Annotated in this window: 15 protein-coding genes; 4 read left to right on the top strand and 11 right to left on the bottom strand. The window is 72.9% G+C overall.

The window, feature by feature from the left end; translation table 11 throughout:
• Positions 1-42 precede the first annotated feature (42 nt).
• Together OG509_RS23265 and OG509_RS23260 are read right to left on the bottom strand one after the other, a co-directional pair.
• Complete coding sequence (locus tag OG509_RS23265) at positions 43-1,236, bottom strand: glutathionylspermidine synthase family protein (protein WP_406184390.1); 1,194 nt, start codon at positions 1,234-1,236, stop codon at positions 43-45.
• Between the two features lie 6 nt (positions 1,237-1,242).
• Entirely contained in the window at positions 1,243-1,569 is a 327-nt protein-coding gene (locus OG509_RS23260; RefSeq protein WP_406184389.1) for a hypothetical protein, read from the bottom strand.
• Positions 1,570-1,666: 97 nt separating this feature from the next.
• Between OG509_RS23260 and OG509_RS23255 the strand changes: the two genes are divergently transcribed.
• Entirely contained in the window at positions 1,667-2,500 is an 834-nt protein-coding gene (locus OG509_RS23255; protein ID WP_406187651.1) for a hypothetical protein, read from the top strand.
• A gap of 10 nt (positions 2,501-2,510) precedes the next feature.
• On the opposite strand, the gene OG509_RS23250 is transcribed toward OG509_RS23255, so the two are convergent.
• Positions 2,511-3,962: a PLP-dependent aminotransferase family protein gene (locus OG509_RS23250; protein WP_406184388.1), complete on the bottom strand. Its 1,452-nt coding sequence runs from the start codon at positions 3,960-3,962 to the stop codon at positions 2,511-2,513.
• Positions 3,963-4,008: 46 nt separating this feature from the next.
• Between OG509_RS23250 and OG509_RS23245 the strand changes: the two genes are divergently transcribed.
• On the top strand, positions 4,009-4,512 hold the full coding sequence (locus OG509_RS23245) for a carboxymuconolactone decarboxylase family protein (RefSeq protein ID WP_406184386.1): 504 nt from the start codon (positions 4,009-4,011) through the stop codon (positions 4,510-4,512).
• 37 nt (positions 4,513-4,549) lie between these two features.
• Here the strand turns inward: OG509_RS23245 and OG509_RS23240 are convergent, their stop codons facing one another.
• The 6 genes from OG509_RS23240 to OG509_RS23215 form a co-directional block, all read right to left on the bottom strand.
• On the bottom strand, positions 4,550-5,308 hold the full coding sequence (locus OG509_RS23240) for a hypothetical protein (protein WP_406184385.1): 759 nt from the start codon (positions 5,306-5,308) through the stop codon (positions 4,550-4,552).
• A gap of 3 nt (positions 5,309-5,311) precedes the next feature.
• A complete protein-coding gene (locus tag OG509_RS23235; protein ID WP_406184383.1) occupies positions 5,312-5,725 on the bottom strand; it encodes a hypothetical protein in 414 nt (137 codons plus the stop codon).
• Complete coding sequence (locus tag OG509_RS23230; RefSeq protein WP_406184382.1) at positions 5,715-7,463, bottom strand: hypothetical protein; 1,749 nt, start codon at positions 7,461-7,463, stop codon at positions 5,715-5,717. The genes OG509_RS23235 and OG509_RS23230 overlap by 11 nt, the downstream gene beginning before the upstream one ends.
• A 186-nt stretch (positions 7,464-7,649) precedes the next feature.
• Positions 7,650-8,639: a malate dehydrogenase gene (locus OG509_RS23225; RefSeq protein ID WP_385584700.1), complete on the bottom strand. Its 990-nt coding sequence runs from the start codon at positions 8,637-8,639 to the stop codon at positions 7,650-7,652.
• 276 nt (positions 8,640-8,915) lie between these two features.
• Positions 8,916-9,479, bottom strand: coding sequence for a DUF3017 domain-containing protein (locus OG509_RS23220; RefSeq protein WP_406184380.1), 564 nt, complete (start codon positions 9,477-9,479; stop codon positions 8,916-8,918).
• Positions 9,469-10,332, bottom strand: a complete 864-nt coding sequence (locus OG509_RS23215) for a bifunctional methylenetetrahydrofolate dehydrogenase/methenyltetrahydrofolate cyclohydrolase (RefSeq protein ID WP_030154841.1) — start codon at positions 10,330-10,332, stop codon at positions 9,469-9,471. Before OG509_RS23215 ends, OG509_RS23220 begins: the two co-directional genes overlap by 11 nt.
• A 258-nt stretch (positions 10,333-10,590) precedes the next feature.
• Here OG509_RS23215 and OG509_RS23210 point away from each other — a divergent pair, with 258 nt between their 5' ends.
• Positions 10,591-11,247 carry a hypothetical protein gene (locus tag OG509_RS23210; protein WP_406184379.1) on the top strand — a complete coding sequence of 219 codons (657 nt, stop codon included), beginning with the start codon at positions 10,591-10,593 and terminating at the stop codon, positions 11,245-11,247.
• A 101-nt stretch (positions 11,248-11,348) separates the two neighbouring features.
• Here the strand turns inward: OG509_RS23210 and purH are convergent, their stop codons facing one another.
• Together purH and purN are read right to left on the bottom strand one after the other, a co-directional pair.
• Positions 11,349-12,938 (bottom strand): bifunctional phosphoribosylaminoimidazolecarboxamide formyltransferase/IMP cyclohydrolase, encoded by a 1,590-nt coding sequence (gene purH, locus OG509_RS23205; protein ID WP_406184378.1) that lies wholly within the window; start codon positions 12,936-12,938, stop codon positions 11,349-11,351.
• Positions 12,935-13,558, bottom strand: a complete 624-nt coding sequence (gene purN, locus OG509_RS23200) for a phosphoribosylglycinamide formyltransferase (RefSeq protein ID WP_385584685.1) — start codon at positions 13,556-13,558, stop codon at positions 12,935-12,937. Before purN ends, purH begins: the two co-directional genes overlap by 4 nt.
• Positions 13,559-13,870: 312 nt before the next feature.
• Here purN and OG509_RS23195 point away from each other — a divergent pair, with 312 nt between their 5' ends.
• Positions 13,871-14,506 (top strand): hypothetical protein, encoded by a 636-nt coding sequence (locus tag OG509_RS23195; RefSeq protein WP_406184376.1) that lies wholly within the window; start codon positions 13,871-13,873, stop codon positions 14,504-14,506.
• Positions 14,507-14,513 lie beyond the last annotated feature (7 nt).

Below are 14,513 nucleotides of genomic sequence, written 5' to 3'. Positions count from 1 at the left end.
CGGCATCCCGCCGGGGGCGCGGCCGCGCCCCCGGCGGTGCGGTCACAGGATGACGTGGGGCAGGAAGCGGGCGTACTCGTCCGTGACCGGGCCCGCCGATTCGCGGATGCCCAGACCCGCCGCCTCCTCCTCGACGACCCAGGCGCCGAGCACCACGCGGTTGCCGTCGAAGTCGGGGAGCGGGGCCAGGCCCTGGAAGACGTACGTCTCCCCCTCGGCCGGCGTGAACGGCTCTTCGCCGCCGGCCGGGTGCAGGGTGACCCCGGCGCCCTCGCGGCCCAGCAGCGGCTTCGCGGCGTACCCGGTGGTCTCCGCGAGCTCGCGCGGGCCGTCGAGGTAGGCGGGCAGCAGGTTCGGGTGCTCCGGGAAGAGCTCCCACAGGATCGCCAGCAGCGCCTTGTTGGACAGCAGCATCTTCCACAGCGGCTCGATCCAGGTGGTGGTCCCGGAGCCGCCACCGTGGTCGTACGTGCCCAGGACCTGCGGGCCGAAGGCGTCGGTGGCCAGCCACTCCCACGGGTAGAGCTTGAAGCAGCCGCGGATGAAGCCGAGCTTCTGGTCGACGAACCGGCCCGACAGGCTGTCCCAGCCGATCTGTTCGACGGACAGCGCCTCCGTCTCCAGGCCCGCCTGCTCGGCGGTCTCCTGGAGGTAGGCGACCGTCATCAGGTCCTCGCCGAGCTCGTCGGTCTCGGAGTGCGCGAAGTGCAGCGGGCCGGCCGGCAGCAGTTCCGCCTGGCGGCGCCAGGCCTCGACGAGCCGCTCGTGGAGGGAGTTCCACTGGTCGGCGCCGGGGAAGCGCTCCTCCATCCAGAACCACTGCGGACTGGCCGCCTCCACGAGGGAGGTCGGGGTGTCGGCGTTGTACTCCAGCATCTTGGCCGGGTTGCCGGAGCCGTCGTAGCGCAGGTCGAACCGGCCGTAGAGGGAGGGCTGTTCGGCGCGCCGGCGCCAGGACTCGGCGATGAGCCGCGCGAGGCGCGCATCGGTGATGCCGAGGTCGGCGAAGCGGTCGTGCTCGACGATGTGCGCGGCCGCGGCCAGGCACATGGCATGCAGCTCCTCGACGACGTTCTCCAGCGCCTCCACCTCGGGCAGCGAGAAGGAGTAGTACGCGCTCTCGTCCCAGTAGGGGCGCAGGGAGTCGTCGGGGTAGCGGGTGAGGGGATAGATCAGCCCCTGCTCCTCGACGGTCTTCTGCCAGTCGGGGCGCGGCTCGATGGTGTGGCGCTGCACGCTGGATCAGCCGCCCGAGGAGCTCTTGTGGCTGCCGCCGATGCCGCCGCGGGTGACGGCGGACTTGTCGAAGCTGCCGCCGCCGACGCGGTTGTTGGACGCGACGGAGCCGCCGTAGTAGTACGCGCCGCGGCCGCCGCTCTTGCATTCCTTGGTGTTCAGCTTCTCCAGGGTGACGCGGTCCGCGCAGCGCCTGTCGGGCTCGCTGCTGCTGCCGCAGGCCACGAGGGCGGCGGCGAGCAGGCCCATGCCGCCGAGGGCGACGCCGCCGGAGCGCATGCGGCGTCGGGTGGTGCCGGTGGGGTTGCTGCTGCTCGTACTGCTGTCGTCCATGGCGGACAGACTAGAACGGGGCATCGGACCGATGGAATCCGGCCGTCGAAACCCCCTCATGACCTCCATGATCTAGAGTCATTTCGTGCTCCTTGGGATGGTTTGCGCGCTCGGTGCGGCGGTCTGTTTCGGTACGGCGTCGGTGCTGCAGGCGATGGCCGCGCGGGCGGCGGAGCCGGGGACCGGATCCGGGGTGGACGCGGCGCTGCTGCTGAGGGCGGCCCGGCAGTGGCGGTACGTGGCGGGCCTGGGGCTGGACGCGGCCGGGTTCGTCCTCCAGATCGTGGCGCTGCGGCACATCCCGATCTACACGGTGGGGGCGGCGCTGGCGGCGAGCCTCGCGGTGACGGCGGTGGTCTCCTCGCGGCTGCTGCACGTACGGCTGAGCGGGGCCGAGTGGGGCGCGGTGGGGGTGGTGTGCGCGGGGCTGGCGATGCTGGCGCTGGCGTCGGGCGAGGAGGGCTCGGGGACGGGGTCGTTCGCGCTGAAGCTGGGACTGCTGGGAGTGGCGGGACTGGTGCTGCTGGTGGGGTTCGTGGCCGGGGGGCTCCCGGACCGGTCGCGGGCGCTGGTCCTCGGCCTGGCGGCGGGGACGGGGTTCGGGGTGGTGGAGGTGGCGGTCCGCCTCATCGACGACATCTCGCTCGCGTCGCTGGCGAACCCGGCGCTGTACGCACTGCTGCTGGGCGGGGGCGCGGCGTTCCTGCTGCTCACCTCGGCCCTCCAGCGCGGCTCGGTGACGGTGGCCACGGCCGGCATGGTGCTCGGCGAGACGATCGGCCCGGCGGTGGTGGGCGTGGTCTGGCTCGGCGACAGCACCCGCGAGGGCCTGGCCTGGCTCGCGGTCCTCGGCTTCGCGGTGGCGGTGGTCGGAGCCCTGGCGCTGGCCCGCTTCGGCGAGCCCCCGAACGCCGAGCCGGCGCCGGCCTAGGGGGTGGCCGCTACGGCAGAGCGGCGAGCAGGGCCGTCAGCGTCGCCGACCAGGCGCTCGTCGGCGGGGTGCCGTAGCCGACCACCAGCGCTTCCCGCCGAGGGAGTTCCGCGTCCGGGTGGGCGAAGAAGGACAGGGGTACCACCGCCAGGTCCTGCCAGGCCGCGGCCCGCAGGGCCGCGGCCTCGGTCCCCGCCGGGAGGTCCAGCACCGCGTGCAGGCCCGCCGCGATGCCCGACACCGCCACCCGGCCGGAAACCGCCGCGACCAGCTCGTCCCGGCGCCTCCGGTAGCGCAGCCGCATGCCGCGTACGTGCCGGTCGTACGCCCCGGACCGGATGAACTCCGCCAGCGTCAGCTGGTCCACCGCGCTCGACGTCCAGTCGGTCCGGCCCTTCGCCGCGACGACCTCGTCCAGCAGCCCCGGCGGCACCACCATCCACCCCATCCGCAGCCCCGGCGCGAGCGACTTGCTCGCCGTACCGAGGTACACGACCCGGTCCGGATCCAGTCCCTGGAGCGCGCCCACCGACTGGCCGTCGTAACGGAACTCCCCGTCGTAGTCGTCCTCCACGATCAGCCCGCCCGTACTCCGGGCCCAGTCGACCGCCGCCGCCCGGCGGGCCGGGGTCAGCGCCGCCCCGGTGGGGAACTGGTGCGCGGGGGTCAGCAGCACCGCCCCGGTGCCCGCGCCCACCGCCCCGGACAGGTCCTGCGTCCGGGCGCCCGCGTCGTCCACCGCGAGCGGCCGGGTCCGCAGCCCCGCCCGCGTCAGCGTGTCCCGGTGCATGTAGAGGCCGTACCCCTCCACCGCCACGTCCCGGACCCGGCGCGCCCGCAACACCCCGGCCAGCAGCATCAGCGCGTGCGCGAACCCCGCGCACAGCACGATCCGCTCCGGGTCCGCGTACACCCCGCGCGCCCGGGCCAGGTACCCGGCGAGCGCCTCCCGGAGCTCCACCCGGCCGCGCGCGTCGACCTGGTACCCGAAGGCCTCGTTCGGCGCGTCCGTCAGCGCCCGCCGGGCCGCCGTCAGCCAGGCGGCGCGCGGGAAGGCGCCCAGGTCCGGGGTACCGGGCACCAGGCTGTACGAGTGCCGCTTGGGCGCGGGGTGGCGGACCCGGGCGGACCCCGCGGGCCGCAGCGGCCGGGCCCGTTCCGCGACCCGGGTGCCCGAGCCCTGGCGGGCCGTCAGCCAGCCCTCGGCGACGAGCTCGGCGTACGCCTCCGCGACCGTGTTCCGCGCGATCCCGAGGTCGGCGGCGAAGGTGCGCGAGGACGGCAGCCGGGTCCCGGGCGCCAGCCGCCCGCTGCGCGCGGCCTCGCGCAGCGCCTCGACGAGCCCGGCGCGCAGGCCGCGCCCGGCGGAGAGGTCCAGATGCAGGTCAGCGCCGAAATCGGAACCGGCACCGCCGCCCGCGCCCTCCGCCCCGGCATCGAAAGTGGCCCATGAATCCGTCATGGATATGGACCATACGGGCGGGCCGCCTGCTTCTTAAAGTGGACACATGACCACCACGTACGAAGACACCACCGCACACGCACCCGAGCACACCCCCCGCATGGGCTGGGCCAAGCACGCACCCGAGGTTTACAAGGCGATCGTGAGCCTGGAGATGGCCGCGAGGAAGGGCCTGGACCCGGCCCTGATCGAACTGGTCAAGATCCGCGCCTCGCAGCTGAACCACTGCGCGTTCTGCCTGGACATGCACACCAAGGACGCCATCGCCGCGGGCGAGAGCGTCGAGCGGATCATCCAGCTCACCGCCCTGGAGGAGTCGCGCCACTTCTACACCGAGAAGGAAGTGGCCGCGATCGAGCTGACCGAGGCCGTGACCGTCCTGACCGACGGTTTCGTTCCCGACGAGGTGTACGAGAAGGCCGCGAAGCACTTCGACGAGAAGGAGCTCTCGCACCTGATCGCCGTGATCGCGACGATCAACGTCTGGAACCGCTTCGCGGTCACCACGCGCATGGTCCCGGGCCACTACACGCCGGGCATGTTCAAGTAGCAGGCGGACGGACGCACGGGCGGACCGACGACCGCCCTCAGTCCGCCCGGAACGAGCCCAGGGCCGCCGCCATGCGCGTGCGGACGACCTTGGGCTCGGTGGCCGGGCCGAAGCCCATCAGCACCCAGCGGCTGCCGCCGGACGCGACGGCGAGCCGCCCGATGGCGTGCACGGTCCCGTTCGTGCCCCCGTCGGGGACCTCGTAGACGATCTCGCAGCCGGTGGTGTCCACCGGTTCGAGCGAGATCCGCCGGTACCCCTCCCGGGAGCTCAGCTCCTTGGTGCCCTCGACCAGGACCTCGCACGGGTTGTCGGGGCCTCCGGTGACCCGGAAGACCTGGAGCAGGCTGTCGCTGCCCTGCTCGGGGCGGAACACCGTGCCGGCCGCGCTCCCGCTCTCCGACGTGCTGAGCTGCCAGTCGTCCGGGACCGCGACCTGGAAACCCGACCCGGCGCTGCGCAGCACCTTGTAGCCGTCGGGCGGGCCCGCGGGGGCCGCCATCAGGTACGAGGCGGCCAGCGCGGCCCCGCCGGCGGCGACCGCCACGCCGATCGCGATCCCCAGCCGGAGCCGCCACCGGCGCCCCGTGCGCCGCGCGGGCGGGGCGTCGGCCGGGGCGTTCTGCGGGGTGTCGGCCGGGGCGTCCGCGTCCTGCGGGTCCGGTGGCTCCGTGCCCGGCGGGTAGGCGGGCTTCGGCGGGAGCTTCGGCCCCTCGGGCCCCGGCTCCGGATCCTCCCCGCGCTCCCACTGCTGCGACTGCGGGTTCCAGCGGGCGGGGCCGCTCCCCGGGGCCACGGATCACCCCCCGAACGAGGTCAGCAGGGCGGCCAGCGCGGTGGCCGCGCTCACCGAGTCCACCAGCGGAGCCCACCGTTCCAGCGCCCCGCGCAGCCGGGCGGGCAGGCCCGGCCTGACCTCCTCGCCGCCCGTCGCCGACTCCAACTCCTCTGCGGCCTCGTCCAGTTCGGCGTCGAGGGCGGCCCTCCCGTCGCTCCGGGGCAGCCGTACGAGGGCCGCGCGGAGGTCTCGTACGGCCTCCAGCAGCTCCTGCGCGGTCGGCCCGGCCGCACCGGCTTCGGTCCCCGTACCGCCGTGGTTGACCGTGCTGTTGCTGACGTCCGTGCCGCCGATGCTGAAGGCACTGCCCCGTACGTCGCCGATCCGCACCGAGGGCAGTCCGGCGCCTTCGCCTCCGCCTCCGCTATTGGCCACTTCTGCTCTCCTTGCCCGTGCGCACGCGCCCGTCCTTCCGGTCCGACTTGTCCGTGCCCTGGTTCACCGTGCTGTTGTGGCTCACTCCGTTGATGCCGAAGGCGCTGTTGCTCACCGACTGGATGAACACCCCGCCTTCCGCGACGTTGACCGCGCGCTCCGCGAACTCCTCGGTGTGCCAGCCGGCGTCGTGCAGCGCCTGCGTCACCCCGCCGACGATGCGCTCCTGGATGGTCTTCACGTACCGGTCCAGGTCCATCAGCTGGAACAGCGACAGCTCCCGCTGCGAGGCGAGTTCGCGTACGGACGCGGCCGGCCCCGCGGCGTACGCGACGCCGTGCCCGGCGGTCGCCAGCCGCCACGGGACCCGGCAGGCCCCGCCGAGGGTGGCGAGGGCCACGCCCAGCGAGCCGGGGGCGTTGCTGACGGCCAGCAGCACCTTGGCGAGGGGGGTGTTGCGGCGGTGGCGGCGGGCGATGTCGTCGGCGCGCTGGAAATCGGGGCGCACCGGCAGCAGCACGTGCGGGGCGACCTCCAGCATCAGCATGCCGCCCTGCGTGTGGACCCGGATGAAGACGGTGATGACGAGGTTCTCGTCCCAGCCGCCGATCCGGACGCGCAGGAAGTGCCGGCGCCGCTCGCCGCCTTCCTCGACCGCCGCGGCGCGGTGTTCGGCGAACGCCTCCTCGGACACGTCGACCGCGTCCACGTCGGGCAGTCCGGCGGCCGGCAGGAACACGCACTCGTCGATGACCAGCTCGCGCAGCCGGTCCAGCACGCTCGCCCCCGCCCCGTCGGGGCCGCCCGGCGAGGGGACCCGCAGGGCCTCCAGCTTGGGCCGGATCCGCTCGATGATCCCCGCGTTGTCGAGGCGGCGGGCTCCCGCTCCGGCGCGCGGGCGCAGTTCCACCGTCAGCTGCCACGGCAGACGGGCCTGGCCGGCCCCGCAGAAGGGGTTGTCGATGTCGTACAGGACCACCTGCGCGTGCTGCATGCGCAGGATCCGGTCCTGGGCCCGGTGGAAGCGCGGGCCCCCGACCGGATCGGCCTCCCAGTCCGCGTAGTGCGCGCGGCTGAGGGAGGAGTTGATGGTCTGCGCGAAGTGCCCGCGCTGGAAGTAGACGAGCACCGTGACCAGCACCGCGATCAGGACGACCGTCCAGGCGTAGGCCTCCCCGTAGTACTGGCCGATCCTGGGCACCTCCATGAAGATGCCGAGCGGGTCGGCCTGGAGGACGTGCCCGAGGTACTCGCCGAGGTAGCTCAGGTCCGGGCTCCCTCCGCCGCCCGCGTCGTCCGTGAAGAACCCGCGGAGCACGCCCCACAGGATCCGGCCGAGGAGGAAGGCGGCGCAGCCGCGCAGGATCCATTCGAAGCCCCGGGCGCCGCGGCCGGTCCGCTCGCGGCGCTTCTTGATCCGGCCGGCCCCGCTCAGCAGCAGCGCGGGGACGAGCAGGAAGAGGAAGAACGCGCGGGTGAGGAGGAGACCGAGGCCCCACACCGCGACGATGGCCGCCGACCAGGCCACTTCGGTGCGCAGGGCGCGCAGGGCGTGGGCGAGGACGCGGGCGGCGTCGAACCCGTAGGAGGGCGCCGGGAACCGTTCCTCGTGGACGTACAGCTCCTCGATCACCCGGTCGCGGTAGGCGGGGTCGAGATAGGCGCCGGCGCACAGCAGACGTCCCGCCTCTGTCGCCACCGGGTCCACGGGGGCCCTGCCGTCGGGTGTGCCACTCACGTGTTCTCCTCGCTCGGGAGGAGGGCAACCGTACGGCGCGCGGGGTACGCGGGACAGGGCACTTCACGCCAAAAAGCCCCGGCGCGCACGCCGGGGCCTTTCAGGTGGTGCGGGGTCGGATCCACCGGGTCGACGGGGCGGCCGGGTCGTCGGCCGGGGCCCGTCGGGCCGGTCGGATCAGGCCGCTCAGATCAGGCCGAGCTCGCGGACCGCGTCGCGCTCCTCGACGAGCTCCGCCACGGACGCGTCGATGCGCGCACGGGAGAACTCGTTGATGTCCAGGCCCTGGACGATCTCGTACTTGCCGTCCTTGGTGGTGACGGGGAAGGAGGAGATGATGCCCTCCGGGACGCCGTAGGAGCCGTCCGACGGGATGCCCATCGAGGTCCAGTCGCCCGCGGCGGTGCCGTTGACCCACGTGTGGACGTGGTCGATGGCGGCGTTCGCGGCGGAGGCGGCCGAGGACGCGCCACGGGCCTCGATGATCGCGGCGCCGCGCTTGGCGACGGTCGGGATGAAGGTGTCGGCGAGCCACAGCTCGTCGCTGACGAGCTCGGCGGCGTTCTTGCCGGCGATCTCCGCGTGGAAGATGTCCGGGTACTGGGTCGCCGAGTGGTTGCCCCAGATGGTGAGGCGCTTGATGTCGGAGACGGCGGCACCGGTCTTGGCGGCCAGCTGCGAGATCGCGCGGTTGTGGTCGAGGCGGGTCATCGCGGTGAAGCGCTCGGCCGGTACGTCCGGGGCGGCGGCCTGCGCGATGAGCGCGTTGGTGTTGGCCGGGTTGCCGACGACGAGGACCTTGATGTCGTCCGCGGCGTGGTCGTTGATGGCCTTGCCCTGCGGCTTGAAGATGCCGCCGTTGGCGGAGAGCAGGTCGCCGCGCTCCATGCCCTTGGTGCGCGGGCGGGCGCCCACGAGCAGGGCGACGTTCGCACCCTCGAAGCCCGCGTTCGGGTCGTCGAAGATGTCGATGCCCTTGAGCAGCGGGAAGGCGCAGTCGTCGAGCTCCATGGCGGTGCCTTCGGCGGCCTTCATGCCCTGGGGGATCTCCAGGAGGCGGAGCTTGACCGGCACGTCCGCGCCGAGCAGGTGGCCGGACGCGATGCGGAAGAGCAGCGCGTAGCCGATCTGGCCGGCGGCGCCGGTGACGGTGACATTCACGGGAGTGCGGGTCATGGCCTTCTCCGTTAGACAGCTGGCGGTGGGGCGTCGCTGCCCCATGTGCTGGCGGACGCCGCTCCCCTGCGAATCTTGACGTGAAGAGACATCCGGCGTCAGGCTATCCGACCTTCCGGCGACCCAATCCCCCGGTCCGTGTGGTGCAGGGCACACGGACCGGGAGTTCGAAGGTGTGGAGGGGGATTTCCCCGCTCTTTTCGACCGTCGGACACCGCCGGACGGGTGTACGAGCGGGTACGAGTACGTCAGGTCCTCGGGTCGGGTCAGGTCGGCTCAGCGGACGGTGAAGCGGACCGCGCTCTCCAGGAACGGCAGGTGCAGCACCGGCTTGGGCTCCATCACCAGCGCGAGCAGGGTGATCGCCACGCCCAGCAGCCCGTACGTGACCATGTCCGTGAAGCGCGAGCGCACCGCGAGCATGCCCACCTGCGGCAGTACGCGCCGCAGCACGGAGGCCGCGATCAGGGCCACGCCCATCACCAGGCAGCCGATGCGGGGGTGGCCCAGCGCCGTCAGGAGCAGCCCGACCGCGGTGGCGGCGAGCACGCTGAGCATCGGCCACTGGCGGGCCGCGAGGGCGTCGCCGGGCGCGGCCCGGCCGTGGCCCTCGGGGCGGGCGGTGTCCTTGGTGATGGAGGGGAAGCGGCGCGACTTCGCGGCGTCGGGGGCGGCCGCTTCGGCCGCGCCGCCGGCGCCGGCGGCGGTCCCGGCGGCCCGGGCTCCGGCGGCTCCGGCCGCAGCGGCTCCGGCCCCGGCTTCAGCGGCTCCGGCCGCGGTCCCGGCGCCGGACTCGGACTCGGCGCCGGTCCCCGCCTCCGCTTCGTTCTCAGCCCGCACTGTTCGACGTCCGTTCCGCCGCCTCGACGACGTTCACGAGCAGCTGCGCCCGCGTCATCGGGCCGACACCGCCCGGGTTCGGGGAGATCCAGCCGGCCACCTCGGCGACGCCCGGGTGCACGTCGCCGACGATCTTGCCGTTCTCGTCGCGGCTGACGCCCACGTCCAGCACGGCCGCGCCGGGCTTCACGTCCTCCGGCTTGACCAGGTGCGGGACGCCCGCGGCCGCCACGATGATGTCCGCCTGGCGCAGCTGGGCCGCCAGGTCGCGGGTGCCGGTGTGGCACAGGGTGACGGTGGCGTTCTCCGACTTGCGGGTCAGCAGCAGGCCCATGGAGCGCCCGACGGTGATGCCGCGGCCGAGGAGCACCACGTGCGCCCCGTTGATCTCGATGCCGTGGTGGCGCAGCAGCTGCACGATCCCGTACGGGGTGCAGGGCAGCGGGCCCGGCTCGTTCAGCACCAGCCGGCCCAGCGACATCGGGTGCAGGCCGTCGGCGTCCTTCGCCGGGTCCATCAGCTCCAGGACCCGGTTGGTGTCGATGCCCTTGGGGAGGGGGAGTTGGACGATGTAGCCGGTGCACTCCGGGTTCGCGTTGAGTTCCCGTACGACCGCCTCGATGTCTTCCTGAGAAGCCGTCGCGGGCAGTTCGCGCTGGATGGACGCGATGCCGACCTCGGCACAGTCCTTGTGCTTGCCGTTGACGTACCAGCGGCTGCCCGGGTCGTCGCCGACCAGCAGGGTGCCGAGGCCGGGGGTGATGCCCCGGGCCTTGAGCGCCGCCACGCGGGCGGTCAGTTCGGACTTGATCGCGGCGGCGGTGGCCTTGCCATCGAGAATCTGGGCGGTCATGGCCCCATCCTCCCGGATGGACCGGCTTCGCTTCCAGTCGCGGGGCCCGGTCGGGCACTCCGTACCGGGCTTGACCCGTTCATTGCACTTGCACAACAAGTGACCGGTCCGGCGCGCCGTGGCTGGACAACTCCGCCCCGATCGGCCCACGATGACGGAAAGAGTGCCGCGGGCAGTGCCGGGGGGCGGACCGCACATCGCAGTGATTCCTCCGTGCGTGCCGTGCGTCCCCGCACTTCCACGGAGGAACACCCCAAGATGAGCTTCGGCGACCCGAACAACCCGTACGGGCAGCAGCAGCCGCCGGCCCCGCAGGGCCAGCGCGGTTACGGCTACCCGAACCAGGCCCCGCAGGGCATCCCGCCCCAGGGCGGCTACGCCTACCCTCAGCAGGCCCCGCAGGGCCAGCCCGGCTACGGCTACCCGAACCAGGGCTACCCGGCCGGCCCCGGCGGCTACCCGGGCATGCCCATGCAGATGCCGGGTCTGCTGAAGACCGCGCGCGTGCTCCTCTTCATCATCGCGGCCATTCAGCTGATCGTCGGCGCGTTCGCCCTGCTCGGGGCGGTCTTCATCTCCAGCGCCGACTCCAGCGGCTACGGCAGCAGCAGCTCGGGCCAGATGGCCGCCGGCGTGATCGCCGCCATCGCCCTGGTCGCCATCGCCTTCGCCGTGTGGGCGATCGTCCTCGGCGTGAAGTTCGGCAAGGGCGGCAACGCCACGCGGATCACGACGATCGTGTACTCCGTCCTCTTCCTGCTCAGCAGCGTCTCCAACTTCGCGACCATGAGCAACAACGGTGCCGCGGGCCCCTCGATGGCGGGCGGCGTGATCGGCCTCGCCATCGGCGTGGTCATCCTGATCGCCGCGGTCAACAAGGACTCGGTGGCCTGGTTCAACCGTCCGCGCTACTGATCCCCGTACCGTCCTCGTACGGACCTCGTACGGACCTCGGCAGCACGGCGAAGGCCGCCACCCGCAGTGGGTGGCGGCCTTCGCCGTGCTCGGGGTCCGGCTCAGTGGAAGAAGTGCCGGGTCCCGGTGAAGTACATGGTCACGCCGGCCGCCTTCGCGGCCTCGACGACCTGCTCGTCACGGACCGAACCGCCCGGCTGGACCACGGCCTTGATGCCCGCGGCGGTCAGGATCTCCAGCCCGTCCGGGAACGGGAAGAAGGCGTCGGAGGCGGCGTACGAGCCCTGCGCGCGCTCGGCGCCCGCCCGCTCGACGGCCAGCTTCGCCGAGTCCACGCGGTTGACCTGGCCCATGCCGACGCCGACCGAGGCGCCGTCCTTGGCGAGCAGGATCGCGTTGGACTTGACGGCCCGGCAGGCCTTCCACGCGAAGGCGAGCTCGGCGAGCTCCTCCGGGGAGAGGGCGTCGCCGGTGGCGAGGGTCCAGTTCGCCGGGTCGTCGCCCTCGGCCTGGAAGAGATCGCTCTGCTGGAGCAGCGCGCCGCCGGAGATCGGCTTCAGGTCGCCCGGCTGGTGCGGGGTGCCGTCGACCTTGAGGACGCGGATGTTCTTCTTCTTGGCCAGGACCTCGACCGCGCCGTCCTCGTAGGAGGGGGCGGCGATGACCTCGGTGAAGATCTCCGCGACCTGCTCGGCGAGCTCGACGGTCACCGGGCGGTTGACGGCGATGACGCCGCCGAAGGCCGACAGCGGGTCGCAGGCGTGCGCCTTGCGGTGCGCGGCGGCGACGTCCGCGCCGACGGCGATGCCGCACGGGTTGGCGTGCTTGATGATCGCGACGCAGGGCTCGTCGTGGTCGTACGCGGCGCGGCGGGCGGCCTCGGTGTCCACGTAGTTGTTGAAGGACATCTCCTTGCCGTGCAGCTGCTCGGCGTTGGCGAGCCCGCCCGGCCGGCCGTCCGTGTAGAGGGCGGCGGCCTGGTGCGGGTTCTCGCCGTAGCGGAGGGTGGACTTGCGGTCCCAGGCGCCGGCCAGGAACTCGGGGAGCACGGCCTCCGGCTCCGGGGCGTACGCGTTCGTGAACCAGGAGGCCACGGCGACGTCGTACGCGGCGGTGTGCTGGAAGGCCTCGGCGGCCAGCCGCTTGCGCGCGGTGAGGTCGAAGCCGCCGCCCTGGGCCGCGGCGAGGACGTCGGCGTACCGGGCGGGGCTGGTGACGACGGCGACCGAGGGGTGGTTCTTGGCGGCGGCGCGGACCATCGACGGGCCGCCGATGTCGATCTGCTCGACGCACTCGTCGGGGGTGGCGCCGGAGGCGACGGTCTCCCGGAACGGGTAGAGGTTGACGATCACCAGGTCGAAGGGCTCGATGCCGAGCTCGGCGAGCTGGCTGCGGTGGTCCTCCAGGCGCAGGTCGGCGAGGATGCCGGCGTGCACGCGCGGGTGCAGGGTCTTGACCCGGCCGTCCAGGCACTCGGGGAAGCCGGTGAGCTCCTCGACCTTGGTGACGGGCACGCCGGCCGCGGCGATCTTGGAGGCGGTGGAGCCGGTGGAGACGAGCGCGACGCCCGCCTCGTGCAGGCCGCGGGCCAGCTCCTCCAGTCCCGTCTTGTCGTAGACGCTGACGAGCGCGCGCCGGATCGGCCGCTTCGACGAGCTCGACGAGGTGGTGCTGCTCTCTACGGCGGTCACTGGATCGTTACCTTTCGTCCCTCAATGCGGTAGCCGTGCCGGGCCAGGCGCCCCACGACGTCGACGAGCAGCTGGCGCTCGACTTCCTTGATGCGCTCGTGCAGAGCGTCTTCGTCGTCCCCGTCCCGGACCTCGACCACACCCTGGGCGATGATCGGACCGGTGTCCACGCCGGCGTCCACGAAGTGGACCGTGCAGCCCGTGACCTTCGCGCCGTAGGCGAGGGCGTCCCGTACGCCGTGGGCCCCCGGGAAGGCCGGAAGGAGGGCGGGGTGCGTGTTGACGAAGCGGCCGCCGAAGCGGCCGATGAACGAGGCGCCCACGATCTTCATGAACCCGGCGGACACGACGAGGTCCGGCGCGTGGGCGGCGGTCGCCTCGGTGAGGGCGGCGTCCCACTCCTCGCGGGTCGCGTACGCCTTCACCGGGCACACGAAGGTGGGGATCCCGGCCTTCTCGGCCCGCTCCAGGCCGGCGATGTTCTCGCGGTCGGCCCCCACGGCGACGACTTCGGCGCCGAAGCCCTCGGCTCCGCCGGGGTGGGCGTCGATGGCGTCGAGCAGGGCCTGGAGGTTGGTGCCGGAACCGGAGACCAGCACGACCAGGCGGGAGGCGGCCATGGGAGGCCCTTTCTGCGGGAATGCGTCCATACGTACTTCACGTACTTCCGTACATCTTGTGTGATCAGACGAAAGCAGGGCGCCCCGAAATACGGGTGACCCTACGAAGCCGCCGAACGCCTGCAACGATACCGGCACACCGCACGGCCCCCGAGGGACGGGGGGACGGGCGAGGGGTAGCGTCTGGCATACAAGCCGCATACGGCGCGGTGCGCAGCACCGTGCCGCACGTCAACAGCCCTTCGACGCACGCCGCTCGCGAGGCCCAGGACGTCTTCGGACGCCCACGACACAGGGGAAGTAACGCACTCGATGCCGGATCGCCGCCAGCCCGACTCCTCCACCGACGACAACCCCTTCGCGGCTCCCCCGGAGGGCCGGCCCGACCAGCCGTGGCAGCCGCGCAGCAGTGGCGACGACGGCGACGGCGGCGGCCGCCCGGGCGAGGACCCCGGATCCGGCCCCGGCGGGCCGGCGCGCTGGGACCCGACGGACCCGATCCAGCGGCGCGCCCGGTACGCGCTGCTGGCGGGCATGTGGGGCTTCTTCTTCGGGATCTTCGGAATCCCGTCGGTGGGACTGCTGCTCGGCGCGCTCGCCCTGTACTGGGGGATCAGCGGGCTGCGCGGGAAGCCCGCGGTGGCCGCGTCCACGTCCGCGTCCGCCGTGGACGCCCTGACGGGCCGCGCTTCCGCCCCCGCCCCCGCTCCTCAGGGGGGCCTGGCGGCCCTCGGGCCGGCGGCGCGCCCGCAGCGGACGGCGGCGATCGGCGGACTGGTCACGGCCTCGCTGGCGATCCTGCTGGCGCTGAGCTCGTACGGCTTGCAGCTGGCCTACAAGGACTTCTACGTCTGCCGTGAGGACGCCCTCACGAAATCGGCGGAGCTGCAGTGCAACAACCTGCTGCCGGACAACGTGCTGGGCAAGATCCTCAAGGTCCAGCAGTAGGAGCGGC

The sequence above is a fragment of the Streptomyces sp. NBC_01006 genome (assembly GCF_045162725.1).
Classification (GTDB): Bacteria; Actinomycetota; Actinomycetes; order Streptomycetales; family Streptomycetaceae; genus Streptomyces.
Note: the sequence above shows the minus strand (reverse complement) of the source record. Positions and strands in the feature narration are given on the sequence as shown.

What these genes read in the sequence shown, in the direction of transcription:
- OG509_RS23260 (WP_406184389.1), bottom strand. Translation starts at nt 1,569, where the DNA reads ATGGACGACAGCAGTACGAGCAGCAGCAACCCCACCGGCACCACCCGA.
- OG509_RS23255 (WP_406187651.1), top strand. Translation starts at nt 1,667, where the DNA reads ATGGTTTGCGCGCTCGGTGCGGCGGTCTGTTTCGGTACGGCGTCGGTG.
- OG509_RS23250 (WP_406184388.1), bottom strand. Translation starts at nt 3,962, where the DNA reads ATGACGGATTCATGGGCCACTTTCGATGCCGGGGCGGAGGGCGCGGGC.
- OG509_RS23245 (WP_406184386.1), top strand. Translation starts at nt 4,009, where the DNA reads ATGACCACCACGTACGAAGACACCACCGCACACGCACCCGAGCACACC.
- OG509_RS23225 (WP_385584700.1), bottom strand. Translation starts at nt 8,639, where the DNA reads ATGACCCGCACTCCCGTGAATGTCACCGTCACCGGCGCCGCCGGCCAG.
- OG509_RS23215 (WP_030154841.1), bottom strand. Translation starts at nt 10,332, where the DNA reads ATGACCGCCCAGATTCTCGATGGCAAGGCCACCGCCGCCGCGATCAAG.
- OG509_RS23210 (WP_406184379.1), top strand. Translation starts at nt 10,591, where the DNA reads ATGAGCTTCGGCGACCCGAACAACCCGTACGGGCAGCAGCAGCCGCCG.
- purN (WP_385584685.1), bottom strand. Translation starts at nt 13,558, where the DNA reads ATGGCCGCCTCCCGCCTGGTCGTGCTGGTCTCCGGTTCCGGCACCAAC.
- OG509_RS23195 (WP_406184376.1), top strand. Translation starts at nt 13,871, where the DNA reads ATGCCGGATCGCCGCCAGCCCGACTCCTCCACCGACGACAACCCCTTC.